This window comes from Streptomyces sp. MMG1533 (assembly GCF_001279775.1).
Classification (GTDB): Bacteria; Actinomycetota; Actinomycetes; order Streptomycetales; family Streptomycetaceae; genus Streptomyces.
The window spans coordinates 45519-71406 of sequence record NZ_LGDG01000231.1 but is presented as its reverse complement, the minus strand read 5'-3'; the positions used below and the strand labels follow the sequence as shown (position 1 = coordinate 71406).

Sequence of the window (25888 nt, the reverse complement as noted above, 5' to 3'; positions counted from 1 at the left end):
CAGCAGGGCTCTGGGTCCCTGAGCTGTCCGGACCTCCCGGATCTTGAAGTCCATCGCGTCCCCTGAGCTGGTGTGTTGCAACGACCACTAGAACGGAAGGATCGGGGTCCGGCCTTCGGCGGCGTGTCAGACAGACGGTCGGGGATGTCAGCCGACGGCGACGCCCTTCGAGCGGAGGTAGGCGACCGGGTCCACGTCCGAGCCGTAGTCCGGCGTGGTGCGGATCTCGAAGTGCAGGTGCGGGCCGGTCACATTGCCGGTCGCGCCGGAGAGGCCGAGCTGCTGGCCGGCCGTCACGGACTGGCCGCTCGAGACGGAGATCGAGGAGAGGTGGGCGTACTGCGCGTAGTAGCCGTCGGCGAGCTTGATGACGACCTGGTTGCCGTACGCGCCGCCCCAGCCCGCGGAGACGACCGTGCCCGCACCCACGGCCTTGAGGGAGGTGCCGGTCGGGACGACGAAGTCGACGCCGGTGTGGTAGCCGCTGGACCACATGCTGCCCGCCACGTGGTAGGCGGTACCGACGGCGGCACCGCTCACCGGGAGGGCGAAGCCGCTGGAGGTGTTGGTGGTGTCGGCGCTCTGGGTGGCCGCCTCGGTCTTCGACGAGGAGGAGGACCCGGAGGAGGACGACTTCGACGAGGCGGACGAATCCGACGAAGAGGACGACTTGGACGAAGAGCCGGAGGAGGACGACGACTTGGGGGTGCTCGTCGCGGCCTTCTTGCCGATCGAGAGCTTCAGACCGGGGTGGATCAGCGAGGGATTGCCGCCGACGGCTTCGCGGTTGTCGGAGTAGAGCTTCTGCCAGCCACCGCTGACATTCTGCTCGTCCGCGATCTTCGCAAGGTAGTCACCGACCTGCACGGAGTAGGTCTTCGCGCCCGCGGTCTGCGCAGCATCCTTCTTTTCGGCCGCCGCCTTTTCAGCCACCTTCTTGACGGTGATCGGAACGGACGACTGAACGGCCTTTTCCGAGACGGACTGCGAGGTGGCGGCGTGCGCGCCGGTGGCCCCGAGAAGCGGGAGGGCGAGTGCGGCGCCGCCGGTTCCGGCGACGGCGATGGAGCGGGTGAAACGCTGGGTCTTCGGGCGGCGGTGCTTACCCTTCGCGGGCATGGCGAATTCCTCTCCGGCGCCTGCGAGGTGAGCTGTCGGGTTCGGACTGGAGATGCCCGGCCGTACCGAAGTACGACTTAACCCCTAGCCGTTCCGGAGACCGGAACAGGCGGTTCTACCTGTGGGTCCCCCGCTCCTGCCGTGTACGGGTGAGTGTGTGCGGGCTCCGGGCGGCGGCAGGATTGGGCGTCCGTCCGGATGGATGGTGAACGTAAGCGACCAAGACGCAAAGGGACAAGTAAGTGGTTGCCCGTGAATGCGTTTCTGTTGGTCACCTGAGAGAATTACCAGTCACCCTGAGTGCATTAGGGACTCGCCCTTTTGGCCAAACACCCTTGAAAAGGCCCCTCATTACGTGAACATGACGGGCGACGCACGGTCACGAATATGACGCTCCTCACGCACCCTCTTCCCAGGTCGCTTTATTCCAGACGGAGTTGGAACGAAGGCACCAATTCAGACAGAAGCCCTAGATGCGACGGAGACGGAGAACTGTCGCATCAAGGTCACCGCCAAGTCCCGACCGCAGTCCGTGATGCAGCAGTACGGCACCTCTGTGAACTTCGCCCGTTTCGCGGCATTCATACGATGCTGTCGGGTCGAGACCGCGCAGCCGCAGGGCCGGCACGGGCTCGCCGTAATGCTGCGCCTGGAGCCAGGCGAGGACGACGGCCTCGTCGCCGAGCAGGTACTGCACCGCACTCAGGCCACCCTCCGGCGCCCGCAGCCGGTAGAGGTCGCCGCGCTGCACGAGGGGCCGGATCTCCTTGTAGAGATCCACCCAGCCCCGGGCCTCGGCAAGCTCTTCCTCGGTCCACTCGGCGAGATCCCCACCGACGCCGAGCACCCCGGCCATGGCACTCACGAATCGGAAGCGCAGGGAGCTGACCCGACCGTTGAGCTGGGTGTTGGGACTGTCGGTGACCCAGGCGGCCATGGCCCGGGCGGGGTGGATCTGGGTGAAGCCGTGCTGGATGGCGAGCCGGTCGAGCGGGTCGGTGTTGTCCGAGGTCCACACCTGGTCCGTACGACTCATCACGCCGAGGTCGATCCGGCCGCCGCCGCCCGAGCAGGACTCGAAAGCGACGCCGGGGTGGGCGGCCCGCAGCCGGTCCAACAGGCGGTACAGGGCGCTCACGTGATCGACCCACAGGCGCTGCGGGTAGGGCTCGCCGGGCCATCCGGCGTCGGTGAAGCAGCGATTGAAGTCCCACTTCACATAGTCGATCGGAGCACTGGAGAGGAGCGTGTGGAGCTGCTCCCAGAGGTACTCCTGGACGTCCTCGCGCGCGAGGTTCAGTACGAGCTGATTGCGCAGTTCCGTACGCTTTCGTCCCGTCTGGTGCTGTACCCAGTCCGGGTGCGCCCGGTAGAGCTCGCTGTCCGGGTTGACCATCTCCGGCTCCACCCAGATGCCGAACCGCATGCCGAGCGCGTGCACGTAGTCGCCCAGCGGCTTCAGGCCGCCGGGGAAGCGGTCCGGGTTGGGCTTCCAGTCGCCGAGCCCGGCACGGTCGCTGGTGCGCGCCCCGAACCAGCCGTCGTCGACGACGAACAGCTCGACGCCGATCGCCGCGGCCCGCCGCGCCAGCACCCCCTGCTGCTCCTCGGAGATGTCGAACTCCGTCGCCTCCCAGGAGTTGAACAGCACCGGCCGGTCCCGGTCCGCGTCCGGGATGACGTACGCCCGCTGGTAGGCGTGCCAGGTGCGGCTCGCCCCGCCGAAGCCGCCGTCGCTCCACAGGCCGGCGAAGACGGGCGTCGTGAAGGATTCCCCGGCCGCCAGCCGCAGCAGCCCGGAGTCGTCGTGGCCGGCCCCGCCGGTGATCTGCACGCGCGCGTCCGGGAGTTGGGCCACGGCGATGCGCCAGGACCCGGACCAGCCGAGGGCGCAGCCGTAGACCTCGCCGCGCTCCTCGGTCGCGTCGGTGTCGAGCGCGACCCACGGCAGGTGCTGGTGGCCGGTGTGGCCGCGGCGGCTGCCGATGACCTTCTCACCGTAGGTGAGGGGGGACCGTACGAGCCGGGACTCCGCGGCCCAGCGGCCGTGCAGCTGGGACAGCCGCCAGCCGTCACGGTCGGGCAGGGTCCAGACGGCGGAGTCGGCGCGCAGGAGTTCCACGACGGGCCCGTCGTTGTCCAGGGTCGCCCAGCGTTCGAGGACGTCGCCGCGCATCCGGTAGTGCAGCGTGATCGCCAGCCCGCCGTCCCGGAACCGCAGCCGCAGTTCCTCGCCCTCCGCGCCCTGCGTCTCGTACCCCTCGAAGCTCCACTCGGTGCCGCGCCCCTCCTGCGTGCGCACCGACAAAGCGGGGCGGACGAAGCGGGGGCCGCCCTCGACGGGGTACTCCTCGCGGCCGTCGAGCGGGGACTCGAAGGGCCAGTAGTCGGGCAGCGGGCGTACCGCGAGGGCCTCGGCGTCGGCGAGGGCGATGCGCGGTCCCCAGTGGAGGTGCAGGAGCTCGTCCTCGGCCGTGAGGTGGACGGCGTAACTGCTGGTCGGCCCGGACAGGAGCCAGGTGCGGCCGTTCTCGGCGATCTCCGGCATGCAGTCCCTCACAGATTCGAACAGGTGCGAACAGGTGCGCTCAGGCACCAACATCATCAAGGTCACGGAGCCCTCGATGCAACGCCTGTGGAGAACTCATTGCCCCAGGAACCCATGTCGTATCGTCGGGTGGGTGCCCGTCGTCGAGCCGCGGCAGCGGGACCGAGTGGGAGGAGCCCTCGTGACGCAGCAGGTCCCGTCGACCGAGCCCGATCTGGCCGGGGTGCGCAACTTCCGAGACGTCGGCGGACTGCCGACGGTGGACGGACGGCGGGTGCGGCACGGAGTGCTGTTCCGCAGCGGCCACCTCGCGCACGCGACCGAGGAGGACTCCGCGTTCCTCGACTCCCTGGGCCTGCACACGATCTTCGACTTCCGCAACGCCTCGGACCAGAAGCTGGAGGGGCCGGACGTCGAGCTGCCGGGCGTGCGCAACGTGAACCTGCCGCTGAGCGACCCGGCGGACGGCGCCGAGTTCTGGAAGATGGTCCGCGACGGCGACCTCGACCAGCTGCGCGAGCTGCTGTCCGACGGCAAGGGCGCGACCCGGATGATCAGGTCGTACCGCAAGCTCATCAAGGAGCGCACCGCCGAGCACTCGCAGGTGTTGCGCGCACTCGCCGAGGACAGCGTCCCCGCGCTGATGCACTGCGCGGCGGGCAAGGACCGCGCCGGCCTGTCTATAGCCGTGACGCTGCTGACCCTCGGCGTCGAGCGGGAGGCGATCGTCGCCGACTACCTGAAGTCGAACGCCAAGCACCGGCGCTACAAGGTGCGTCGCAGCAGCACCTCCGCCTCGGCCTACTCCCCCGAGGTCATGGAGCTGCTCAGCCCCTTGTTCGACGCGCGCGCCGAGTACCTGTCGGCGGCCTTCGACACCATCGAGGAGACGTGGAGCAGCGTCGAGGTCTACCTGGAGCAGGGGCTCGGGGTCACTCCGGAGATCCGGGAGCGGCTGCGGGAGCGACTGCTCGACTGACCGCTCATTGCTTGGCCCCCAGCGCGAACAGCAGGTAGATGAAGGCGGCGAAGAGGTGCCCCACCGCCAGGTAGATGATCAGCCGCACCCACAGGGCGCGCGGGAACTTCTCCTCGAAGTTGCTCATGACATGTCTCCAGTGGTGGGACCCAGGCACAGCGCGGCCGTGGGGCTCTGCAGCAAGGTGTGGACGAACAGGAGCTCCACGCCGCGGTGGTCCTCGGCGACGATGCGGTGCGGGGTCAGCGAGTCGAAGTGCGCGCTGTCGCCCGCCGCGAGCAGATGCGTGGTGTCCCCGAGGCGCAGCCGCAACCGCCCCTCGAGGACGTACAGCCACTCCTCGCCGGGGTGCACACGCACGATGTCGCCCTGGGAACCGTGGGGCACGTGGACGCGCAGGGCCTGCATACCGCGGCCGGATGCGCCGGCCTGCCAGTAGGTCCAGCCGCCCGCAGCGGTCGGCTCCATGTCGGCGTGGCGCACGACCGCGTCCCGGTCGGCGACCGTCTCGCCGAGCAGTTCCGAGACCGTCGTACCGTAGATACGGGCGAGGCCCAGCAGCATCGGCAGCGAGGGCTGGCGCTGCCCGGTCTCCAGACGGGAGAGATGGGCGGGCGACAGCCCGGCCGCGCGGGCCGCGGCCTCCAGGGTGAGGGAGGCGCGGCGGCGCAGCGCACGGAGCTGCGGTGCCACCAGCGGGACCGCCTCGGCCTGCGGGCCTGGCGGCTCGGACTCGGGAGAGCTCATGCTCTCCATTCAGCCGGACACTTGCCTCTGCGGCAAATTTCTTACCTCAGAGGCAAAAGGTTCCGGCGGCGCGCTTCACCGGTTGGCGACCGCCTGCTTGATCAGCGTCTTGCTGAAGTCCCACATCAGCCCGCCGCCGCTGTGCGCGTCGTCCATCACGTCCGTGAAGGCGTCGACGAACCGGTCCACCTCCCGTTCGCCGATGATGAGCGGCGGAATCAGCTTGATCACCTCCAGGTGGTCGCCGGAGACCTGGGTGAGGATCCGGTGGCGCTGCAGCAGCGGGACGACGACCATCTGCGCGAACAGCCCCTTGCGGGCGGCCTGCAGCATGGTCCAACGGCTGCGCAGCTTCAGCGACTTGGGCCGGCCGAACTCGATACCGATCATCAGGCCCCGGCCGCGGACGTCGGCGAGCAGCTCGTACTTGTCGATCAGTGCCGTGAGCCGGGACTTGAGCTGTTCGCCGGTGGCCCGCGCGTTGGCGACGACCTGCTCGTTCTCCATGACGGACAGCACGGCGAGCCCGGCCGCCATGGCCTGCGCGTTGGATCCGAAGCTCGCCGAGTGGACCAGCACCCGGTCCATCGACGAGTAGACCTTCTTGAAGATCCAGTCCTTGCCGAGGGTGGCGCCGACCGGCACATAGCCGCCGGAGAGTGCCTTGGCCACGCACACCAGGTCGGGTTCGACGCCGTCCTCGTGCTGGTAGGCGTAGAAGTCGCCGGTCCGGCCGAGGCCCGTCTGCACCTCGTCCAGGATCAGCAGCGCCTTGTGCTTGTGCAGCAGTTCCCGGGCGGCGCGCAGGTAGCCGGGCGGGGCCTCGTGCACGCCCTTGCCCTGGATCGGCTCGACGACCAGGGCGGCGACGTCGCCCTTCTTCAACTCCCTTGCCAGGGCGTCGAGATCGCCGAGCGGAATAGCCGTGTCGGGCAGCAGCGGGGCGAAGCCGTCCCGGAACCCGTCCTCGCCGTTCACCGACAGCGCCCCGGTGGTCAGGCCGTGGAAGGCGTGGTCGCAGTAGAGGATCCGGGGCTTGCCGGTGGCGTAGCGGGCGAACTTCAGGGCGCCCTCGACGGCCTCGGTACCGCTGTTGCCGAAGAACACCCGGTCCAGGTGCGGACTGTGCGCGAGCAGCTTCTCGGCCAGCAGCCCGGGCAGCGGCTGACAGTCGAAGCGGGTGAGGTCGGCGAGCTGGGCGTCGAGGACGTCGTGCAGCGCCTTGCGGACGACGGGGTGGTGGCGCCCCAGGCCCATCACCCCGAACCCGGCGAGCATGTCGAGGTAGTCGTTGCCGTCCGCGTCCCAGAAGTAGGGGCCCTCGGCACGCTCGTAGACCTTGTCGAAGCCGATGGTGTGCAGCATGCGCGGGAGCTGGTGGTTGAGGTGTCTGGTGTGCAGCTCGTAGCGCTCGGCCCCGCGTTCGGCCAGCAGCGCGCCGAGGTCGAACTCCCCGGCCTGCGAGGAGGACGACGCGGATTTGGCGGTTGTCATTCCTGTTTCTCCTTGGACAACTCTTCCTGGACGGCCGGGCCCGCTTCCTTGACGGCCAGGCTCGCGCTGATCCGTCCTGCGACCTCGACGGGCGTGAGACCGATGTCGGCGAGCACCTCGCCGCGCTTGGCGTGCGCCAGGAACTGCTCCGGGATGCCGAACCGCCGTACGGGGACGTCGACTTCGGCGTCCCCGAGGGCGAGCGCCACCGCGGCGCCGACCCCGGAAGCACGGCTGTTGTCCTCGACGACGGCGACCAGCCGGTGCTCGGCGGCGAGGCCGGGCAGCGCCGGGTCCACGGGCTTGACCCAACGCGGGTCGACCACCGTGCAGTTGATGCCACGCGCCTCCAGCAGCTCGGCGACCTGGAGGCAGACGGGCGCCATCACGCCGACGGCGACCAGCAGGACCCCCGGCTCTCCCAGGGAGCGGTGCAGGACGTCCAGCCCGCCCACCCGGTCGATCGCCGGGACCGACGGCCCCACCGACTCCTTCGGGAAGCGCACCAGCGTGGGCGCGTCGTCCACCGCGACCGCCTCCCTGAGCTGCGCCCGCAGCTGGTCGGCGTCGCGCGGCGCGGCGATCCTGAGGCCCGGGACGACCTGGAGGATCGACATGTCCCACATGCCGTTGTGGGAGGCCCCGTCGACCCCGGTGACACCGGCCCGGTCCAGCACGAACGTGACCCCGCACCGGTGCAGGGCGACATCCATCAGGAGCTGGTCGAAGGCACGATTCAAGAACGTCGCGTAGACGGCGACGACCGGATGCAGCCCGCCCGTGGCGAGGCCGGCCGCGGACACGGCGGCGTGCTGCTCGGCTATGCCGACGTCCCACACCCGGTCCGGGAAGCGGGCCGCGAACTTGCCGAGCCCCACCGGGTGCAGCATGGCCGCGGTGATCGCCACGACGTCGTCGCGTTCCTCCCCGATCCGCACGATCTCGTCGCCGAACACCGAGGTCCAGGAAGGCCCGTTGGACGGCGCGAGCGGCTCGCAGGTGAGCGGGTCCATCACGCCGACCGTGTGGAAGTGGTCCTCCTCGTGCGCCAGGGCGGGTTCGTAGCCGCGCCCCTTCTCGGTGAGGCAGTGGATCAGCACCGGCCCGTGGAAGCGCTTCGCGCGCCTCAGTGCCGACTCGACGGCCTTGAGGTCGTGCCCGTCGATGGGGCCGACGTACTTGAGGCCGAGGTCCTCGAACATGCCCTGGGGTGCGAAGGCGTCCTTGAAGCCCTTCTTCGCGCCGTGCAGCGACTCGTAGAGGGTGTTGCCGACGAGCGGGGTCCGCAACAGTACGTCCTTCCCCCAGGCCAGCACCTTCTCGTAGCCGTCGGTCGTGCGCAGGGTGGCCAGGTGGTTGGCGAGGCCGCCGATGGTGGGCGCGTACGACCGCTCGTTGTCGTTGACGACGATGATCAGCGGCCGGTCCTTGGCGGCCGCGATGTTGTTGAGCGCCTCCCAGGCCATGCCGCCGGTCAGGGCCCCGTCGCCGATCACCGCGACGACGTGTCCCTTCTCCCCTTGTACCTGGCGGGCCTTGGCGAGCCCGTCGGCCCAGCCGAGGGCGGTTGAGGCGTGGCTGTTCTCGATGACGTCGTGCTCGGACTCCTCGCGCGAGGGATAGCCGGACAGGCCGCCCTTGCCGCGCAGTTTGGAGAAGTCCTGACGCCCTGTCAGGAGTTTGTGTACGTAGCTCTGGTGGCCGGTGTCCCACAGGATGCGGTCCACCGGTGACTCGAAGACCCGGTGGAGGGCGATGGAGAGTTCCACCACCCCCAGGTTGGGCCCCAGGTGTCCGCCGGTCCTGGCCACCGCATGCACCAGGAACTCCCGTATCTCTTCGGACAGTTCGCCGAGTTCCGCCTCGGACAGCGCCTTCAGGTCGCGTGGTCCCCGGATGTTCTCCAGAATCGTCACGTCGGGCCCCCTATCGGTCCGTGCTGTTCAACTCACGGTGACGGCCGGCTCCCCCGACGCGACGCCGTCCTGCTCCATCTGTTCGGCGATCTTCATCGCCTCTTCGATCAGGGTCTCCACGATCTTCGACTCGGGGACGGTCTTGATGACCTCGCCCTTCACGAAGATCTGCCCCTTGCCGTTCCCGGAGGCGACGCCCAGATCGGCCTCGCGCGCCTCTCCCGGGCCGTTCACCACGCACCCCATGACGGCGACCCGCAGCGGGACCTCCATGCCCTCCAGGCCCGCCGTGACCTCGTCGGCCAGCCGGTAGACGTCGACCTGGGCCCGCCCGCAGGAGGGACACGACACGATCTCCAGCCGACGCTGCCTGAGGTTCAGCGACTGAAGGATCTGGATGCCGACCTTGACCTCCTCGGCGGGCGGGGCCGACAGCGACACCCGGATGGTGTCGCCGATGCCCCTGCTGAGGAGGGCCCCGAAGGCCACCGCCGACTTGATCGTGCCCTGGAAGGCGGGACCGGCCTCGGTGACGCCCAGGTGCAGCGGGTAGTCGCACTGCTCGGCCAGCAGTGTGTAGGCGTTGACCATCACCACCGGGTCGTTGTGCTTCACCGAGATCTTGATGTCCCTGAAGCCGTGCTCCTCGAAGAGCGAGGCCTCCCACAGGGCCGACTCCACCAGCGCCTCGGGCGTGGCCTTGCCGTACTTCTGCAGCAGCCGCCGGTCCAGCGACCCGGCGTTGACCCCGATCCGGATCGGCGTGCCGTGATCCTTCGCGGCCCGCGCGATCTCCTTCACCTTGTCGTCGAACTGCTTGATGTTGCCGGGATTGACGCGTACGGCCGCACAGCCGGCCTCGATCGCGGCGAACACGTACTTCGGCTGGAAGTGGATGTCCGCGATCACCGGGATCTGCGACTTGCGGGCGATGGTGGCGAGGGCGTCCGCGTCGTCCTGCGTGGGGCAGGCCACGCGGACGATCTGGCAGCCGGACGCGGTGAGCTCGGCGATCTGCTGCAGGGTGGCGCCGATGTCGCAGGTGCGGGTCGTCGTCATCGACTGCACCGACACCGGGGCCCCGCCCCCGACCGCCACCGGACCGACCTGGATCTGCCGCGACACGCGCCGCTCGGCGATGGGACGGACCGGTACCTCGGGGACGCCCAGGGAGACGGCGGTCATGACGTCACTCCCGGTTTCCGGAGACCGTCTCGCGCATGGCGCGCAGCGACTCCTTCAGGGAACCCATGGTGGCGAGGACGGCGGTGGGCTCGTAGCCGCAGTGCGCCATGCAGTTGGCGCAGCGCGGGTCCTTGCCGCGGCCGTACTTGTCCCAGTCGGTGTCCTCGATGAGTTCGCGGTACGTCGGGACGTAGCCGTCGCTCATCAGGTAGCAGGGGCGCTGCCAGCCGAAGAGCGAGTAGTTCGGGATCGCCCAGGCCGTGCACGGGAAGTCGACCTTGCCCTCCAGGAAGTCCAGGAAGAGCGGGGAGTGGTTGAGCCGCCACTTGCGCCGGTTGCCGCCCGCGAAGGCCTTCTTGAACAGCTCGCGGGTCTGCTCCACGCCCAGGAAGTGCTCCTGATCGGGTGCCTTCTCGTAGGCGTAGGCGGGCGAGATCATCATCTCGTCGACCTGCAGGTCGTCATTGAGGAAGTTGAGCACCTCGATGATGGTCTGCGGGGTGTCGGTGTTGAAGAAGGTCGAATTGGTGGTGACCCGGAAGCCACGCTTCTTGGCCTCCTTGATCGCCTCCACGGCCTCGTCGAACACACCCTCCTTCGCCACCGACTCGTCGTGCCGCTCCCGCAGCCCGTCGATGTGCACGGCGAAGGCGAAGTAGGGAGAGGGCTTGAACTTGTCCATCTTCTTGCGCAGCAGCATGGCGTTGGTGCAGAGGAAGACGTACTTCCTCTTCGCCACCAACTGCCGCACGATCTCGTCGATCTGAGGGTGCATCAGCGGCTCACCGCCGGCGATGGACACCATCGGCGCACCGGACTCAAGGACCGCCCCGACGGCCTGGGCCACCGGCATGCGCTGCTTGAGCACCCCGGCGGGGTGCTGGATCTTGCCGCAGCCCTCGCACGCGAGATTGCACGCGAAGAGGGGTTCCAGCTCCACGATCAGCGGGAACTTGTCCCGCTTGCGAAGCTTCTGTTCGGCCAAGTATGTAGCGACCTTGATGGTCTGACGCAGCGGCATGGCCATCTGGCTCACCTCCTGGGGAGCAGCAAGGAACGGTGCCATTCGTAGAAAGCAGGAAGGATGGAACGAAGGACGCGGAAGGCTGATATTCCACCGCGCACCGTGCCGATCCGGACGAGTTCATGTTCTGGAGCGTCCACGACCACCCGGACGGCCGCAACAGGGCGCTCGCCCGCGCGCACGGCGCTCAGGAGCGTGGCCGCGGACTCCATGTCGACCGCGATCGCGCCGGTCGCGAACAGGTCCGACCGTTCGTGACCACGTACGACGTGATCGGAGCCGGTGAGGGGCCCGGTGTGAACGGTGCGCCCGGGCAGCGCCCGTACGAGCTCCTTGACGAGCAGCTCGGTCCCGACGCACGGGACGGTGCCGCGCGGGTCCCGGGTCTCCTCGGCGACGACCAGGTCGCCGGGGTGCATGCCGGGGGCGAGCCCCGCGCAGAATCCCGTGGCCAGTACCGCGGCCTCGCCGAGCGCCGGGCCGGCCAGCACCCGGGTGACGGAGCGCTCGGCCGCCGTCGGCCCCATGCCCGTGCGCAGGACGGTGACCTGCCCGTCGGCGCCGCCGCGGTCGCCGCTGCGCAGCGCGAGGTGCTCGCTGCCGAGCGCGCAGGCGATCAGCAGCGGGGCCGGGGCGGGCTGCGTGCTCATCAGCCCTCCTTGACCCCGGAGAACGGCTCTCCGTGGACGTACCGGCCGAGTGCGGTGAGCGGGAACACCTGCCGGTAGAGGTGGTAGTTGATGGAGAAGTCCCAGGGGAAGCCGGTCCCGGTGAAGTGGGGCTCGTCCCAGGAGCCGTCCTCGTGCTGGGTGCTCGCGAGCCACTCGATGCCGCGCTCGACCGCCTTGGACTCCTTCTCCCCCGCGGCCAGCAGGGCCATCAGCGCCCACGCCGTCTGCGAGGCGGTCGAGGTGCCCCGCCCGCTCCACTTCTTGGCGTCCCGGTACGAGCGCAGGTCCTCGCCCCAGCCGCCGTCGTCGTTCTGCACGGACTCCAGCCAGGTGACCGCGCGGCGGATCGCCGGGTGCGAGGCGGGGATTCCGGCGGCGGTCAGGGCGGGTACGACGGACCCGGTGCCGTAGACGTAGTTGACGCCCCAGCGCCCGAACCACGAGCCGTCCGCCTCCTGTTCGGCGAGCAGCCACTCGATGCCGCGGCGGGTGCGCGGGTCGTGCGAGAGCCCCTCGACGGCGAGCATCTCGACGACGTGCGCGGTGACGTCCGCGGACGGCGGGTCGATGACCTCGCCGAAGTCGCAGAACGGCAGGCGGTTGGGGAACGGACTGGTGTTGTCGACGTCGAAGGCGCCCCACGCGCCGTTCTTCGACTGCATCCCGAGGTTCCAGCGCACCCCGCGACCGATGGCGTTCTCCACCCGCTCCGGGTCGTGATGCCTGACGCGGCGCAGCGCGAGGACGACTTCGGCGGTGTCGTCGATGTCGGGGTAGTTGTCGTTGTGGAACTCGAACGCCCAGCCACCGGGCGGCAGCCCGGGCCGCTTGACCGCCCAGTCGCCGGGCCGCACGATCTCCTCGCCGAGCATCCAGTCCGCTGCCTTGACGAGCTGCGGATGGTCGGCGGGGACCCCTGCGTCGGCGAGCGCGATGGTCGCCAGACAGGTGTCCCAGACCGGGGACTGGCAGGCCTCGATCATCCGGGCCCCGTCCTCGCGCCAGATGGCGAAACGGTCCAGCGACTCCAGGCCCGCACGCATCACGGGGTGTTCGAGGTCGTAGCCGAGCAGGTGCAGGGCGATGACCGAGTACACGGCCGGCGGCTGGATGCCGCCCCAGCAGCCGTCGTTCTCCTGCCGCTCGATGATCCAGCGGGCGCCGCTGTTCATCGCGGCTCTGCGCAGTCTGCGCGGGGCGACCTTGCGCAGCGCGTGCAGGGCCTTGTCGAGGCGCTGGAAGACGCCGTCCCAACTCGCCATCGGCGCAAGCGGCTTGAGCGGGTTCGGGTGCGCCGGGTCGGTGTGCAGTTCGTCGAGCGGGAAGGGCGCCGGCCTGACCGGCCGCTTCGCGGAGACGATCGTCAGCGGGACGATGGTCTGTCGGGCCCAGCACCCGAAGTCGTAGATGTTCAGGGGCATCCACGAGGGGAAGTAGATGAGCTCCGGCGGGAGTTCGGGCAGGTCCTCCCACTTCCACCAGCCGAACAGGGCCAGCCAGATCCTCGTGAAGACCCGGGAGGCGGCGATGCCGCCCCGCGCACGGATCCAGGCGGACGCCTTCGCCATGTGCGGCGCGTCCGGCGCGTCGCCGGCCAGGCGGAGCGCGACGTACGCCTCGATGGTGGTGGAGAGTTCGCCGGGTCCGCCGTAGAAGGAGGCCCAGGTGCCGTCCTCGCTCTGCTCGCCGCGGATGAAGAGGGCCGCGGCGTGGGTGGTGGACTCGTCGCGGATGCCCAGGAACTGACGGAGCAGCAGATCCTCGGCGTCCATCGTGACGTTGGTCTCGAGGTCGCCCTTCCACCAGCCTTGGGCGTCCTGCCTCGCCAGCAGGAAGTCGGTGGCGCGTTGCACGGCGCGTACGGCGGCGTCGTGCACCCCGGCCGCCACGGGGGTGTTGATGTCGGTTTCGCTGGCCGCGGCAGCGCGGGGCGGCAGGGCCCCGGTGCTTCCGTCGGTCGTCGCTGTCATGGCTTCCCCTTCGTGCAGTGTGCAATCGGTGCGTTCTGCTGTGGGTCCGCCGTCGGCCGGTGCTCGTCTTCCTCGCAACACCGGCCGGCGACTACGCGAGGGCTATTCGACCGATAGTGATCATCTCTTTCGTACGACGACGAAGTCGGCGAGTGCCGTGAACTGCGCCCGCACCCGGTCGGGCATGTCGACGGCGTCGAGGGCTTCGATGGCGATGGTGTGCTGACGGCGTGCTTCCTCGGCGGTCCACTCGCGGCCGCCCGCCTTCTCGATGAGGGCGGCACGGGCCGCGAACTCCTCCTCCGAGAAGTTCTCGAAGTCGCTGCTCTTGGCGTCGGCGGCGAGCAGCTCGCCGAGCCGCTCGGAGGCGGCACCGCCCGCCGCGAGCGCGGCCACGACCGGCAGGGACTTCTTGCGCTGGCGCAGGTCGCTCCAGGTCTGCTTGCCGGTGGAGATTGGGTCGCCCCAGATGCCGAGCAGGTCGTCGACGGCCTGGAAGGCGAGGCCGAGGTGGTAGCCGTACTTCTCCAGGGTGTCGGCGGTGCGGTCGTCCGCGCCGCCGAGCACGGCGCCGATGGAGCTGGCGCAGGCGAGCAGGGCGCCGGTCTTGTTGCCCTCCATGTCCAGGCACTCCTCGACGCTGACGCGGTCCCGGTGCTCGTAGGAGATGTCCTGTGCCTGGCCGTCGATGAGGGCGCGGGTGGCGGTGGTCAGGCGACGGGTGGCGCGGCCGGCCTCGACCGTGCCGAGCTCCAGCAGAACCTCGTTGGCCAGGGCGAACAGGGCGTCCCCGACCAGGATCGCCTGGGCGGGGCCGTGCACCTTCCACACGGTGTCGCGGTGACGGCGCTGTTCGTCGCCGTCCATCAGGTCGTCGTGCAACAGCGAGAAGTTGTGGACCAGCTCCACGGCGACGGCGCCGGGGATGCCGGCCTCGGGCTCGGCTCCGGTGACCTCCGCGGAGAGCACCGCGAGGGCGGGGCGTACGGCCTTGCCGCCGTCCCCGGCCGCGGGGTTGCCCTCGGCGTCGATCCAGCCGAAGTGGTAGGCGGCGACAGTGTCCATGGGAGGTGCCAGGCGGTCGATGGCCGCCCGCAGTACCGGTGTGGCAAGGGTCCGGCCGCGCTCCAGGAGCGCGGACACGTCCACCGCGTCGGCAGCCGTCGAGGCCGGGGGCACAGTGGGCACAGTCTCTCCTCTTGTTGCGGTACCGAAGGTGCGGGGGCCTGCCGTGCCCTGTTGATCGAGCGTCACGCCGCCTCCTCGAATTCGAAGAGGTGACGGGGGCGGGGCCGGCCCAGGGCGTCGAGCGCGGCGTCCGCCGCACTCACACCACTGCGGACCGCACTCTCCATGGTCGCGGGCCACCCGGTGGCGGTCCACGCTCCGGCCAGGTAAAGGCCGGGTGCCTTGGTGCGGGCGCCGGGCCGCAGCCGTCCGACGCCGGGAGTGGGAGCGAACGTCGCCGTGCGTTCCCTGGTCACGAAGAAGTCCTTCACCTCGGCCCCGCGCGCGCGGGGCAGCAGCCGCTCCAGCTCGGGCAGGTAGCGCTCGCGCAGCGCGGCGACGGGCTCGTCGATCTCGTCCTGCGCGGCCGACTGCGACAGCGCCAGATACTGACCGGCCTTCAGCCCGGAAGCCTCGGTCCGGTCGAACACCCACTGCACCGGGGTGCCGAGGGCCGCGAAGAACGGCCGGGAGAGCACCTTCCGGTCGTACACGACATGCACGTTGAGGATCGGTGCGGTGCCGATCTCCAGCACCCGCTCCGGGGCGTCGAGCGCTCCCGCGGGCAGCAGGTCGTGGGCCTCGCGCGGCGGTACGGCGAGGACGACCGTGTCCGCCCGGAGCGTCTCGCCGGGAACCTGAACGCTCCAAGTCCCGTTTTCGTCAGTAGAGATGGAGGTGACGCGTGTACGGACCTCGGTACGCACGCCCGCGGAGTCGAGCGCCTTGCGGGCCAGCCGGTCATGCAGTTCGCCCAGCGGGACGCGCGCCCATCCGATGTCGGCCGCGCCCGGGTCGGACAGCAGACCGGTCTTGAACACCATCGCGGCGAGCCCGAGCGAGGCGTCGCCCGCGACCGCGTTGAGAGTGGCGACCCCGACCAGGTCCCACAGGGCCTCGACGGCGCGCGCCGACTGACCGTGCGCGGTCAACCAGCTGCCGAAGTCCTGCGTGTCCAGGTTCGGATCGGCGAGGTCGAGCCCCTTGAGCGCGAGCGCGGCACGCCCCACCCTGGCCCGCTCGGCGAGCGAGAGATGCGGGTACGTCGCGAGGCTGCGCCCCAGATGCAGGGGCACCGGCAGCGCGTCGCGCCGCAGCCTGCCGAGCCGCCGTCCCTCGGGCCGGTCGACGTCGAGTACGGGCACGTCGAGACGATCCTGCAGCGGAGCCAGCGCCGCGCCCTCGATGCGGTCGAGGAACCAGCTGTAGGCGGTGCAGCAGCGCAGGTACACGTGCTGTCCGTTGTCGACGGTCAGTCCGTCGCGCTGGAAGGAGAAGGCGAGCCCGCCGAGTCGCGGCCGGCCTTCGAGCAACGTCACCCGGACTCCGGCGTCGGCGAGCGCGAGCGCGGCGGTGATGCCGGCGAGCCCTCCGCCGATCACCACGGCGTCCCGGCCGGGCCGCCCCGCCGTGTCCGCGAGCGACCCACCGGACCACGTACCGTCCGTCATCGTGCACCCTCCCCCGAGCGCCGGCCGTGCGCGGTGAACCGTGCACGGCCGGCCGTTGCAGTCAGGGACGCTGTCCCCACCCGGAGGGTTGCGTGCCACTTTTCGCCACCGGCACCACCTTGGACCGAATTGTCCATCAGGCGCGCCTCCTGACGGTCCTGCGGGTCACATGCCGGGCGTCCAGACCGGACAGACCGCGCACCGCGACATACGCCTTCTCCCGCCCGGGCAGCGAGACCCGGCCGCGCAGCACGGCCTCGGGGTCGCGCTCGATGCGGTCGAGGAGGCGGCGGTAGATGCCGGCCATGGCGGCGACACAGGCGCCGCTGCGCCGGTCGAGCATGGGGAGCAGCCGGTAGCCCTCGGCGAAAAGGGCGCGGGCCCGACGCACTTCGAAGTGCACGAGGCCCGCGAAGTCGGCGCCCTCCGGCGGTTTCGCCCCCTTGAAGCCGGCCGAGCAGCCGAACTTGGCGAGGTCGTCGGCGGGCAGATAGGTACGCCCGCCCACGGCGTCCTCACGGACGTCTCTGAGGATGTTGGTGAGCTGGAGTGCGAGCCCGAGCGTGTCGGCGTACTCCGGCGCGCGCTCGGCGCCGCGCGCCCCCGCTTCCGCACCGAACACGCCGAGGGAGAGCCGCCCGATGGCGCCCGCCACACAGCGGCAGTACACCTTCAGGTCGTCCCAGGTCTCGTAGGTCTCGCCGCGCACGTCCATCAGCACGCCGTCGATGAGTTCGTCCAGGCCGCCGAGCGGGATCGGGAAGGTCCCGGCGGCGTGGGTGAGGGCGACGGCGACCGGGTCGGTGTCGTCCTCGGCGACCGAACCGTCGCGCACCCGGGCCAGCATGGCCCGGGTGTCCTCGAGTCTCGCGCTCTTGACGTCGTCGGCCAGCGCGCCGTCGCCGATGTCGTCGACGCGCCGGGAGAAGGCGTAGAGCGCCGACATCGCGCGGCGCTTGGGCGTCGGCAGCAGTCTGATGCCGTACGCGAAGTTGCGGGCCTGCTGTCCGGTGACGGCCTCGCAGTAGCTGTAGGCGGCGAGTACCGGTGCGGACACGTCTTGTTCCGACTCCACGGTCCGGATCACCCCTCTCCTCGCAGAGTCACGCCCACCTCACGCAGCAACCGGAGCTTGCCGGGCTTGGGCGGGCCGGGAAGTACGTCGTATTCGGTGGCGGCAATCGCGTGGATTGCCGCCCTTCCCCCCGCCACGAACCCTGCGAGCAGCAGCCTCAACCTGCCGTGGACGCTACCCACCAGGGGGGCGCCTTCATTCAGGAGATCGCTGGCGCGTTGCGCTTCGTATGCAACCAGTGCACGCACGGATGCGCCTCCGGTTTTCGCGGCGAGATCCGCTTCCTGGACGTGAAAGCGCTTCATGTCCTCGGCGGGCAGGTAGATGCGGTCGCGGCCGAGGTCCTCGGCGACGTCCTGGAGGTGTTCGACGATCTGGAGGGCCGTGCAGATCGCGTCCGACAGACGGACCCGCTCGGGGGTCGAGGTGCCGGTGACGGCGAGGACGAGACGACCGACGGGATTGGCGGACAGTTCGCAGTAGGCGACGAGGTCGTCGTAGGTCTCGTAGCGAGTGACGAGCTGGTCCTGGCGATTGGCGCCGATCAGACCGAGGAAGGGCTCGGGGGTCAGCGCGCGGCGGCGAACGGTCGGCCGGAGGCGGCGCAGCAGCGGATGGCGCGGCCCTGGGCCGGCCGCGTCGAAGACCCGGCGGAAGTCGGCCTCGAAGGCGTCCAACATCACCAGGCGGTCCTCGGACTCCGCGGGCGACACCCCGAGCAGACGGGCGTCGGCGCCACCGGGGGCGAGGTCGCCGTCGCCGATGTCGTCGACGAGGCGGGCGAAGCCGTAGACGGCCATGAGGTCGTCGCGCCAGTTGCGGGGCAGGAAGAAGGGGGCCACGGGGAAGTTCTCCGCCGCGGCCTTGTCGAGCGTGCCGCGCTCCGTCCGGTCGGGGCGCGTCGTGCCGGTTCCCGTCACCGCCGACTGCCCGGGGCGGGGACGGCACGTGCTGCGTGGAGCTGGGGAGTTTCCGTAGCCATCGCCGTCACATCTCCCGTTCTACACCGCGGACCCAATACACACTATTTCGGACACGCCGCCCGGCCGTGCGCGCGGCCGCCCCAGTTAGAGGGTGTCGCGCATTATCGCCCTACTTGCCGCGATTCGGGACCGGTACAGCTTACGTTGTACAACGCGTCACGGATCTCCGGGGTGTCCTGCGCATCACAACAACACACCGATTGGCCCCAAGATTCCTAAGGCGGGCCGAAGTTGACGTTTCCTTTGCAGACGCGGAGCCCCGCCGGAGCAGTTCCGGCGGGGCCCTGGGAAGCGGGGTGGGCTCTTTCGCCCGAGTCCGGGTGGACTACTTGCCCGTGAACTTCTCGTACTCCTTGAGGACCTCGTCGGTCGGGCCGTCCATGCGCAGCTCGCCGCGTTCCAGCCACAGGACGCGGTTGCAGGTGTCACGGATCGACTTGTTGTTGTGACTGACGAGAAACACGGTCCCGGCCTCCTTGCGCAGTTCCCGGATGCGCTCCTCGGAGCGCTTCTGGAACTTGCGGTCGCCGGTGGCCAGGGCCTCGTCGATCATGAGGACGTCGTGGTCCTTGGCGGCGGCGATGGAGAACCGCAGACGGGCCGCCATGCCGGAGGAGTAGGTGCGCATCGGGAGGGTGATGAAGTCGCCCTTCTCGTTGATGCCGGAGAAGTCGACGATCTCCTGGTAGCGCTCCTTGATCTGCTCCCGGGTCATTCCCATGGCGAGCCCGCCCAATATGACGTTCCGCTCGCCGGTGAGGTCGTTCATGAGGGCCGCGTTGACGCCGAGCAGGGAGGGCTGGCCGTCGGTGTAGACCTTGCCCTTCTCGGCGGGGAGCAGACCGGCGATGGCGCGCAGCAGGGTCGACTTGCCGGAGCCGTTGGAGCCGATCAGACCGATGGCCTCGCCCCGGTAGGCGACGAAGGAGACGCCCCGGACGGCGTGCACCTTGCGCACGCCGCGTTCCTCGCCGCGCTTGACGATGCGGCTGAGGGCGGCGGTGGCGCTGCCCTTGCCGGCCTTGGCGCCGTTGACGCGGTAGACGATGTGCAGCTCGTCCGCGATGACGGTGGGGATCTGCTCGTCGATGGTGTGCTCAGCCACGGCCGTACCTCTCCTCCGCCTTCCAGAAGTACACGAATCCGCCGAGGGCCAGGAGCAGCGCCCAGCCACCCGCGGCCGCCCAGACGTGGTTGGGCAGGTTGTCGGAGCCGTAGCCGTCGATGAGCGCGAAGCGCATCAGGTCCATGTAGATGGCGGCCGGGTTCCACTGCAGGACGGTCGCCATCCAGTCCGGCTTGTCCTTCAGCATGATCGGGATGGAGAACATCACGCCGGACGCGTACATCCACGTACGCATCACGAACGGCATGAGCTGTGCGAGGTCCGGGGTCTTCGAGCCGGCCCGGGCCATGATCAGGGCGAGGCCGGTGTTGAAGAGGAACTGCAGCACCAGGATCGGGACGATCAGCGCCCAGGACAGGTCGGGGTAGCTGCCGAAGGCGGCCGTCACCGCGAACAGCACGATCATCGAGGCCAGCAGCTGCTGGAGCTGCTGGAGTGCGAAGGAGACCGGCAGTGAGGCGCGCGGGAAGTGCAGGGCGCGGACCAGGCCGAGGTTGCCGGAGATCGCGCGCACACCCGCCATCACCGAGCTCTGCGTGAAGGTGAACACGAAGACACCCGTGACCAGGAACGGGATGTAGACCTCACGGGACATGCCGCGGTCGGCCTCGAGGATCACACCGAAGATGAAGAAGTACACGGCCGCGTTCAGCAGCGGCGTGACGACCTGCCACAGCTGGCCCAGCTTCGCCTGGCTGTACTGGGCGGTCAGCTTCGCCCGGGAGAAGGCGAGGATGAAGTGACGCCGGTCCCAGAGCTGGCGGACGTACTCGACGAGGGAGGGCCGGGCGCCGCTCACGGTCAGGCCGTACTTCTCGGCGAGCCGTGCCGCCGTCAGGCCCTCGTCGGGCGGTACGGGCGCGCTCACCGCGACCGTGCCGTCGTGCGTTGTCTCACTCACTAGTGGAAACTTTCGTCTTCGGGATGCGCAGCCTGTGCGGGCATGGCATGAGCCCGGAACCTCGGTACGGCCCCGGTGCTCTCAGGAACGAGCTTGTCAGATGACAGGGGGCCGGCCCAGCCGAGTCAGCCGCCACACCGTACGCCACTTCATGGGCCGGCGCTGGCCGCAGGGCGTGGTCCAACCTTCCCGGAATCCGCCGAACCACGCCTTCAGGGCGGGGCGCGAGGGGCGGCGCACCAGGGTGAGCAGCAGCCAGACGCCGAGGTAGACCGGGATCAGGGGCCTGGGCAGGTTGCGGCGGGCGAGCCAGACCCGGTTGCGGGCGACCATGCGGTGGTAGACCGCGTGCCGCGAGGGCGCGGTCGTGGGGTGGTACAGCACCATGTCGGACCGGTAGTCGATCATCCAGCCCGCGTCGAGGGCCCGCCATGCCAGGTCGGTTTCCTCGTGGGCGTAGAAGAACTCGTCCGGGAGGCCGCCGACTTCGGCGAGTACCTGGGTGCGGACGGCGTTGGCGCCGCCGAGGAAGGTGGTGACCCGGGAGGAGCGCATCGGGTCGGAGGCGCGCAGCCGCGGGACGTGGCGGCGTTGGGTGACACCGGTCTCGGGGTCGGCGATGCGGAAGCTGATGATGCCGAGCTCGGGGTCGGCCTGGAAGGCCTGGCGGCACAGTTCGGCGGTGTCGTGGCCGGCGAGCAGGCCGTCGTCGTCGAGGAAAAGCAATATGTCGACGTCGCGGCCGCTGGGGCCGAAGGCCTCGATGCCGACGTTGCGGCCGCCGGGGATGCCCAGGTTCTCCGGCAGTTCGATCGTACGGACGCCTTCGGGGACGTCCGGGACGGGCGAGCCGTTGCCGACGACGACCGCCTCGACCGGGGCGCCGTCCTGCTTGGCGACCGAGTCGAGCAGGGCGCGCAGTTCGTCGGGGCGGTTGCCCATGGTGATGATGACCGCGCCGACCTTGAGGGAGGATGTCACGGCACTCACCGCAGTCTGCTCGACGCGAGGATGGACACGAGGTGCAGCAGGGTCTGCAGGAGCGCTATGCCGGCCAGCACCGCGACGCCGAGCCGGGAGAAGAACAGGTCGTCGCGCACCTGGTCCAGGACCGCCAGGACCAGGATCAGCAGGGACGCCTCGATCCCGAGCACCAGCCGGTGGAACTTCAGCGCCGCGGCGGCCTTGCGGGCCAGCGCCATGCCCGAGGAGCGCGGCTCGGACGCCGCTTCCTTGACCGGGGGCAGGCCGCCCTGGTGGCGGGCGACACCGACGAGGTCGGTCTCGGCCTTGATCAGGATGGCGCCGAGTGCGGCCAGGGTGCCGAGGAAGGCCCACAGCCAGTCGATGCGCCCGGAGCCCCACAGGTCGGCGGCGCGCAGTCCGAAGCCGACGAGTACCGCGGCGTCGGTCAGATAGGCGCCGACCCGGTCCAGGTAGACACCGCCGAGCGAGTACTGCTTCTTCCAGCGCGCGATCTCGCCGTCGACGCAGTCCAGCAGCAGGTACATCTGGACGCACACCACGCCGAGCACGGCGCCCGGGATCCCCGGCACCAGGAGTGCCGGGGCCGCGAGGACGCCGAAGACGGTCATCAGGTACGTGAGCTGGTTGGGCGTGACCCTGGTGTTGACCAGGTAGCGGTCGACCCGCAGGGACACCTCGCGCATGTAGAGGCGCCCCATCCAGTGCTCACCGCTGCGCCGGTCCTTCACCCCTGCGGGGTGGACGACCGGACGGAGTTCAGCTACCGATGGCCTTGACATAGTCGGCGTAGATGTCCTTGATCTGTTCGGTCTTGAGGTCGAGGTGTTCGAGGATCGTGTAGCGGCCGGGCCTGGTCTCGGGGGCGAACTCCACGGCGCGGACGAACTCGGCCACCGTGAAGCCGATCTCCTCCGGCAGCACCGGCAGCCCGTGCCGGCGCAGTACCTCGGCCATGTAGGCCGACTCCTCGTGGGCCCCGCGCAGGTACATCGCGAAGGCCGCGCCCAGTCCGCACTGCTCGCCGTGGGCGGCCGCCCGCTTGGGGAAGAGCAGGTCGAAGGCGTGGTTGATCTCGTGGCACGCCCCGGAGGACGGCCGTGAGTCGCCGGACACCGACATCGCGATACCGCTGAGGACCAGCGCCTCGGCGAGGACCTGGAGGAAACCGGTGTCCCCGATGCCGCCGGGGTGCCTGAGGACCGCCTCACCGGCCTGGCGGGCGATCGCGGCGGCGAGGCCGTCGATCTTCTCGCCCTTGACGCGGTTGGCGAGCTCCCAGTCGGCGATCGCGGAGATGTTGGAGATCGCGTCGCCGATGCCCGCCCGCACGAAGCGCACCGGCGCCTCGCGGATGACGTCGAGGTCGATGACGACCGCGATCGGGTTCGGCACACCGTAGGAGCCGCGCCCGGCGTCGTTGTCGAGGGTGGCGACCGGCGAGCACAGGCCGTCGTGCGCGAGGTTCGTCGGTACGGCGACCAGCGGGAGGCCCACGCGTGCCGCGGCGAACTTGGCGCAGTCGATGATCTTGCCGCCGCCGAGGCCCACGACCGCGTCGTAGTGGCCGGCCTTTATGTCACCGGCCAGCCGGACCGCGTCGTCGAGGGTGCCGCCGCCGACCTCGTACCAGGTGGCGCCGGTCAGCGAGGGGGCGAGGCGCTCCCGCAACTTGGCGCCGGAGCCGCCGCTGACGGCGATGGCGAGCCTGCCGGAGTGCGAGATGCGCTCGTCGGCGAGGACGCCGACCAGGTCGTCCAGGGCACCCGGGCGGATGTCGACGACGACCGGCGCGGGGATGAGCCGGGTCAGTAGAGGCACGCGATCTCCCGTCCACGGGCGAGATCGTCGTGGTTGTCGATCTCCACCCACTTGACGTCGCCGATCGGCGCCACGTCGATCCGGAAGCCGCGGTTCACCAGCTCCTGGTAGCCGTGCTCGTAGAACTGCTGCGGGTCGGTCTCCCAGACCGTCTTCAGCGCGTCGGCCAGCTCCGGGGCGGCGTCGCCCTCGATGAGGGTGACGCCGATGTACTCACCGGTGGCCTCGGACGGGTCCATCAGCTTGGTGATCTTCGTCATGCCCTTGGCGGGGTCGACGACGACCTTCATCTCCTCGTCCGCGAGGGACTTCACCGTGTCGAGGGCAAGGATGATCTTCTTGCCGTCGCCGCGGGCGGCGAGCAGCGTCTTCTCGACGGAGACCGGGTGGACGGTGTCGCCGTTGGCGAGGATCACACCGTCCTTGAGGGCGTCACGGCCGCACCAGAGGGAGTAGGCGTTGTTCCACTCCTCGGCCTTGTCGTTGTCGATGAGGGTGAGCTTGAGGCCGTACTTCTGCTCCAGGGCCGCCTTGCGCTCGTACACCGCTTCCTTGCGGTAGCCGACGATGATCCCGACCTCGGTCAGACCGATCTCGGCGAAGTTGCCGAGTGTCAGGTCCAGGACCGTCGGTTCGCCCTCTATGCCCGCGGGCCCCACCGGCACCAGCGCCTTGGGAAGGCTGTCGGTGTAGGGGCGCAGACGCCGTCCGGCGCCGGCCGCCAGCACGAGGCCGATCATGCGGGTTCTCCTTCATCGTGTACGGCGGGCGCCCCGGAGGACGCCCAGAAGCGGATGCTCTCGACGAGCACCACCAGGGCGACGGCCACGGCGAGGACCGTGAGCGCGACCTTGAACTGCGAAGCGGTGAGCACCGCAGCCAGAACGGTGACGAGCAGCGTCCGCCCTTCGTGCCCCCCGATGGCGCGCACCAGCCAGGCCGGGGGCGCTCCGGCGTTGCCGCGGATGCGGTACACCGTGTCGTAGTGATGGTAGGCGACGGCCGCCACCAGGCCGAAAGCCGCAGGAAGGGCCCCGTTCACGTCCGCTTGGGCCGCCAGTACCAGGACGGTGCCGTATTCGGCGGCGCGGAAGAGCGGGGGGACGAGCCAGTCGAGGGAGCCCTTGAGGGGGCGGTACAGCGCCTGGCCGGCGGTGATGGTGTACACGACGGCACCCGCGACCGGCGCCCAGGTCGCTCCGGAGAAGAGAGACACGGCGAGGACAATGGTCCCGGCCAGCGCCACCAGCAGCGGGGTGCCGAGGCGGGCGCGGGTGGCATGCGCCACAAGTGAGGCGAGCGGCCCGTTGTCCGCGAGGTCCGCCAGGGCCTGAGCGGCCCGGTCCGTGCGCCGCGCCTTCCGCGTCAGCGACCGCAGCACGCGCCCCGCCGTCGTGTACGTCGCCGCGAACGCGCACCCGATGAGCAGCGCGTAGAAGGTGATACGAGGAGTGGTCACCGCGGTGAGGACGGCGATCATCGCCCAGCGCTCGCCGATCGGCAGGACGATCATCCGGCGCACCCACACGGTCCACCCGACGCTGTCGAGCTTGTCCGAAAGGGCAGCCGTGGGGCTGGTGTTGGCGGTGGCGTCGTGGTTGGCCTCGTTGAAGGAGAAGTCCACGACGTGCCGGCAGGTCTGCAGGACCATCGCGCCGAGGGCGAGGGCCCATACGTCTTCGCCGCCTCGGGCGGCTCCCAGGGCGAGGCCCGCGTAGTAGGCGTACTCCTTGGCCCGGTCGAAGGTGGCGTCCAGCCAGGCGCCGAGCGTCGAGTACTGCAGGGAGTAGCGGGCGAGTTGTCCGTCGGTGCAGTCGAGGACGAAGGAGAAGATCAGCAGGATGCCGGCCGCGACGAAGCCTTCGCGGGTGCCGGTGGCCGCGCAGCCCGCCGCGATCAGCGCGGTGATCAGGGAGGCGGTGGTGACCTGGTTCGGGGTCAGGCCCCGGCGGGCGCACCAGCGGGCGATGTAGCGGGAGTACGGGCTGATGCAGTAGGTGGTGAAGAAGCCGTCGCGGGCCTTCACGGCCGACTTCAGGCGTACGGCTTCGTCGTCGACGGCGGCGACGGCCTGCCGTGCCTCGTTGCGGGCCTGCGGGTCGGCCGGGACTTCGGCGACCAGGCTGCCGAGCTCGGGGCGGTGCACGTCGGTGCCGTCGGCCGCGAGGGCGGTGACGATGCGGTCGGCGAGGCTGTCGACGGCGACGGCCGTACCGCCGCCGGCGGAGTTCTCGCGGGCCACCGCCCGGGTCAGGGCCTGGCGGCCGGCGGGCTGGGCGGTCACGGCGCCCGGCACCGCGGCGAGCGGGAAGCGGGGGTCGGTGAGGCCGAGGCGCAGGGCGTGGACGTGGCCCACGAAGCGGGCGTCGACCACGGCGGCCCGCTGGTCACCCGGCACCTGGGCGAGGAGCGCCTCGGCGTCGGCGGTGTCGGCGGCTATCCGGACGTCGAAGCCGAGGGACCGCAGATCGCCCTCGATCGACGATCCGGGGACCGGCTGACCGGTGAGGATGGCGGTCGACAACCGAACTCACTCCCTGAGTGCCGACGCGGGGGGCGCCGGGCATGTGCATGGTGGGGCGCCCCTTGGCGTGGCTGGCTGCACCAGCCGGGCGGCATGTCGGCAGAGGCTATCGGATCCCCGGAAGGCCGTGTTCACCGCCCGTT

The 25888-nt window shown here is 70.0% G+C and carries 23 protein-coding genes and 1 riboswitch; of the genes, 1 reads left to right on the top strand and 22 read right to left on the bottom strand.

Annotated features, from left to right (window positions below; genetic code table 11):
* Positions 1-147: 147 nt before the first annotated feature.
* Together ADK57_RS29070 and ADK57_RS29065 are read right to left on the bottom strand one after the other, a co-directional pair.
* Positions 148-1119, bottom strand: coding sequence for a LysM peptidoglycan-binding domain-containing M23 family metallopeptidase (locus tag ADK57_RS29070; protein ID WP_053752572.1), 972 nt, complete (start codon positions 1117-1119; stop codon positions 148-150).
* A gap of 4 nt (positions 1120-1123) precedes the next feature.
* Positions 1124-1281: riboswitch (cyclic di-AMP (ydaO/yuaA leader) on the bottom strand.
* Positions 1282-1588: 307 nt separating this feature from the next.
* Positions 1589-3667, bottom strand: a complete 2079-nt coding sequence (locus ADK57_RS29065) for an alpha-galactosidase (RefSeq protein WP_053752571.1) — start codon at positions 3665-3667, stop codon at positions 1589-1591.
* Positions 3668-3848: 181 nt separating this feature from the next.
* Here ADK57_RS29065 and ADK57_RS29060 point away from each other — a divergent pair, with 181 nt between their 5' ends.
* Complete coding sequence (locus ADK57_RS29060) at positions 3849-4646, top strand: tyrosine-protein phosphatase (protein WP_053752570.1); 798 nt, start codon at positions 3849-3851, stop codon at positions 4644-4646.
* Positions 4647-4650: 4 nt separating this feature from the next.
* On the opposite strand, the gene ADK57_RS29055 is transcribed toward ADK57_RS29060, so the two are convergent.
* The 20 genes from ADK57_RS29055 to ADK57_RS28965 all read right to left on the bottom strand — a co-directional run bounded on the left by ADK57_RS29055 (position 4651) and on the right by ADK57_RS28965 (position 25745).
* On the bottom strand, positions 4651-4773 hold the full coding sequence (locus ADK57_RS29055) for a DUF6126 family protein (RefSeq protein ID WP_053752569.1): 123 nt from the start codon (positions 4771-4773) through the stop codon (positions 4651-4653).
* Positions 4770-5393, bottom strand: a complete 624-nt coding sequence (locus ADK57_RS29050) for a helix-turn-helix domain-containing protein (protein WP_053752568.1) — start codon at positions 5391-5393, stop codon at positions 4770-4772. Before ADK57_RS29050 ends, ADK57_RS29055 begins: the two co-directional genes overlap by 4 nt.
* A gap of 75 nt (positions 5394-5468) precedes the next feature.
* A complete protein-coding gene (locus ADK57_RS29045) occupies positions 5469-6887 on the bottom strand; it encodes an aspartate aminotransferase family protein (RefSeq protein ID WP_053752567.1) in 1419 nt (472 codons plus the stop codon).
* Complete coding sequence (gene dxs, locus ADK57_RS29040) at positions 6884-8803, bottom strand: 1-deoxy-D-xylulose-5-phosphate synthase (RefSeq protein ID WP_053752566.1); 1920 nt, start codon at positions 8801-8803, stop codon at positions 6884-6886. Before dxs ends, ADK57_RS29045 begins: the two co-directional genes overlap by 4 nt.
* A 27-nt stretch (positions 8804-8830) precedes the next feature.
* Complete coding sequence (gene ispG / locus ADK57_RS29035; protein ID WP_053752565.1) at positions 8831-9988, bottom strand: flavodoxin-dependent (E)-4-hydroxy-3-methylbut-2-enyl-diphosphate synthase; 1158 nt, start codon at positions 9986-9988, stop codon at positions 8831-8833.
* 4 nt (positions 9989-9992) lie between these two features.
* The gene (hpnH, locus tag ADK57_RS29030) at positions 9993-11015 is read right to left on the bottom strand and encodes an adenosyl-hopene transferase HpnH (RefSeq protein WP_053752564.1); all 1023 of its coding nucleotides are present in this window, start codon (positions 11013-11015) and stop codon (positions 9993-9995) included.
* 5 nt (positions 11016-11020) lie between these two features.
* Positions 11021-11662 carry a 1-hydroxy-2-methyl-2-butenyl 4-diphosphate reductase gene (locus ADK57_RS29025; RefSeq protein ID WP_053752563.1) on the bottom strand — a complete coding sequence of 214 codons (642 nt, stop codon included), beginning with the start codon at positions 11660-11662 and terminating at the stop codon, positions 11021-11023.
* The gene (gene shc, locus ADK57_RS29020; protein WP_053752562.1) at positions 11662-13653 is read right to left on the bottom strand and encodes a squalene--hopene cyclase; all 1992 of its coding nucleotides are present in this window, start codon (positions 13651-13653) and stop codon (positions 11662-11664) included. The genes ADK57_RS29025 and shc overlap by 1 nt, the downstream gene beginning before the upstream one ends.
* Positions 13654-13773: 120 nt before the next feature.
* Entirely contained in the window at positions 13774-14841 is a 1068-nt protein-coding gene (locus ADK57_RS29015) for a polyprenyl synthetase family protein (RefSeq protein ID WP_053752561.1), read from the bottom strand.
* A gap of 62 nt (positions 14842-14903) precedes the next feature.
* Positions 14904-16331 carry a hydroxysqualene dehydroxylase HpnE gene (gene hpnE / locus ADK57_RS29010; RefSeq protein ID WP_053752560.1) on the bottom strand — a complete coding sequence of 476 codons (1428 nt, stop codon included), beginning with the start codon at positions 16329-16331 and terminating at the stop codon, positions 14904-14906.
* The gene (locus ADK57_RS52600) at positions 16328-16468 is read right to left on the bottom strand and encodes a DUF6380 family protein (RefSeq protein ID WP_420711909.1); all 141 of its coding nucleotides are present in this window, start codon (positions 16466-16468) and stop codon (positions 16328-16330) included. Before ADK57_RS52600 ends, hpnE begins: the two co-directional genes overlap by 4 nt.
* Entirely contained in the window at positions 16468-17418 is a 951-nt protein-coding gene (gene hpnD, locus ADK57_RS29005) for a presqualene diphosphate synthase HpnD (protein ID WP_053752559.1), read from the bottom strand. The genes ADK57_RS52600 and hpnD overlap by 1 nt, the downstream gene beginning before the upstream one ends.
* The gene (gene hpnC, locus ADK57_RS29000; RefSeq protein WP_053752558.1) at positions 17415-18326 is read right to left on the bottom strand and encodes a squalene synthase HpnC; all 912 of its coding nucleotides are present in this window, start codon (positions 18324-18326) and stop codon (positions 17415-17417) included. The genes hpnD and hpnC overlap by 4 nt, the downstream gene beginning before the upstream one ends.
* Positions 18327-18714: 388 nt before the next feature.
* A complete protein-coding gene (locus tag ADK57_RS28995) occupies positions 18715-19494 on the bottom strand; it encodes an ABC transporter ATP-binding protein (protein WP_053752557.1) in 780 nt (259 codons plus the stop codon).
* A complete protein-coding gene (locus ADK57_RS28990) occupies positions 19487-20416 on the bottom strand; it encodes an ABC transporter permease (protein WP_053752556.1) in 930 nt (309 codons plus the stop codon). Before ADK57_RS28990 ends, ADK57_RS28995 begins: the two co-directional genes overlap by 8 nt.
* 96 nt (positions 20417-20512) lie before the next feature.
* Positions 20513-21358, bottom strand: coding sequence for a glycosyltransferase family 2 protein (locus ADK57_RS28985; protein ID WP_420711911.1), 846 nt, complete (start codon positions 21356-21358; stop codon positions 20513-20515).
* 44 nt (positions 21359-21402) lie between these two features.
* A complete protein-coding gene (locus ADK57_RS28980) occupies positions 21403-22182 on the bottom strand; it encodes a CDP-alcohol phosphatidyltransferase family protein (RefSeq protein WP_078973398.1) in 780 nt (259 codons plus the stop codon).
* Complete coding sequence (locus ADK57_RS28975) at positions 22160-23221, bottom strand: iron-containing alcohol dehydrogenase family protein (protein WP_053752554.1); 1062 nt, start codon at positions 23219-23221, stop codon at positions 22160-22162. Before ADK57_RS28975 ends, ADK57_RS28980 begins: the two co-directional genes overlap by 23 nt.
* Complete coding sequence (locus ADK57_RS28970) at positions 23209-23961, bottom strand: sugar phosphate nucleotidyltransferase (protein ID WP_053752553.1); 753 nt, start codon at positions 23959-23961, stop codon at positions 23209-23211. The genes ADK57_RS28975 and ADK57_RS28970 overlap by 13 nt, the downstream gene beginning before the upstream one ends.
* On the bottom strand, positions 23958-25745 hold the full coding sequence (locus ADK57_RS28965; RefSeq protein WP_053752552.1) for a DUF5941 domain-containing protein: 1788 nt from the start codon (positions 25743-25745) through the stop codon (positions 23958-23960). The genes ADK57_RS28970 and ADK57_RS28965 overlap by 4 nt, the downstream gene beginning before the upstream one ends.
* Between the last annotated feature and the right edge of the window lie 143 nt (positions 25746-25888).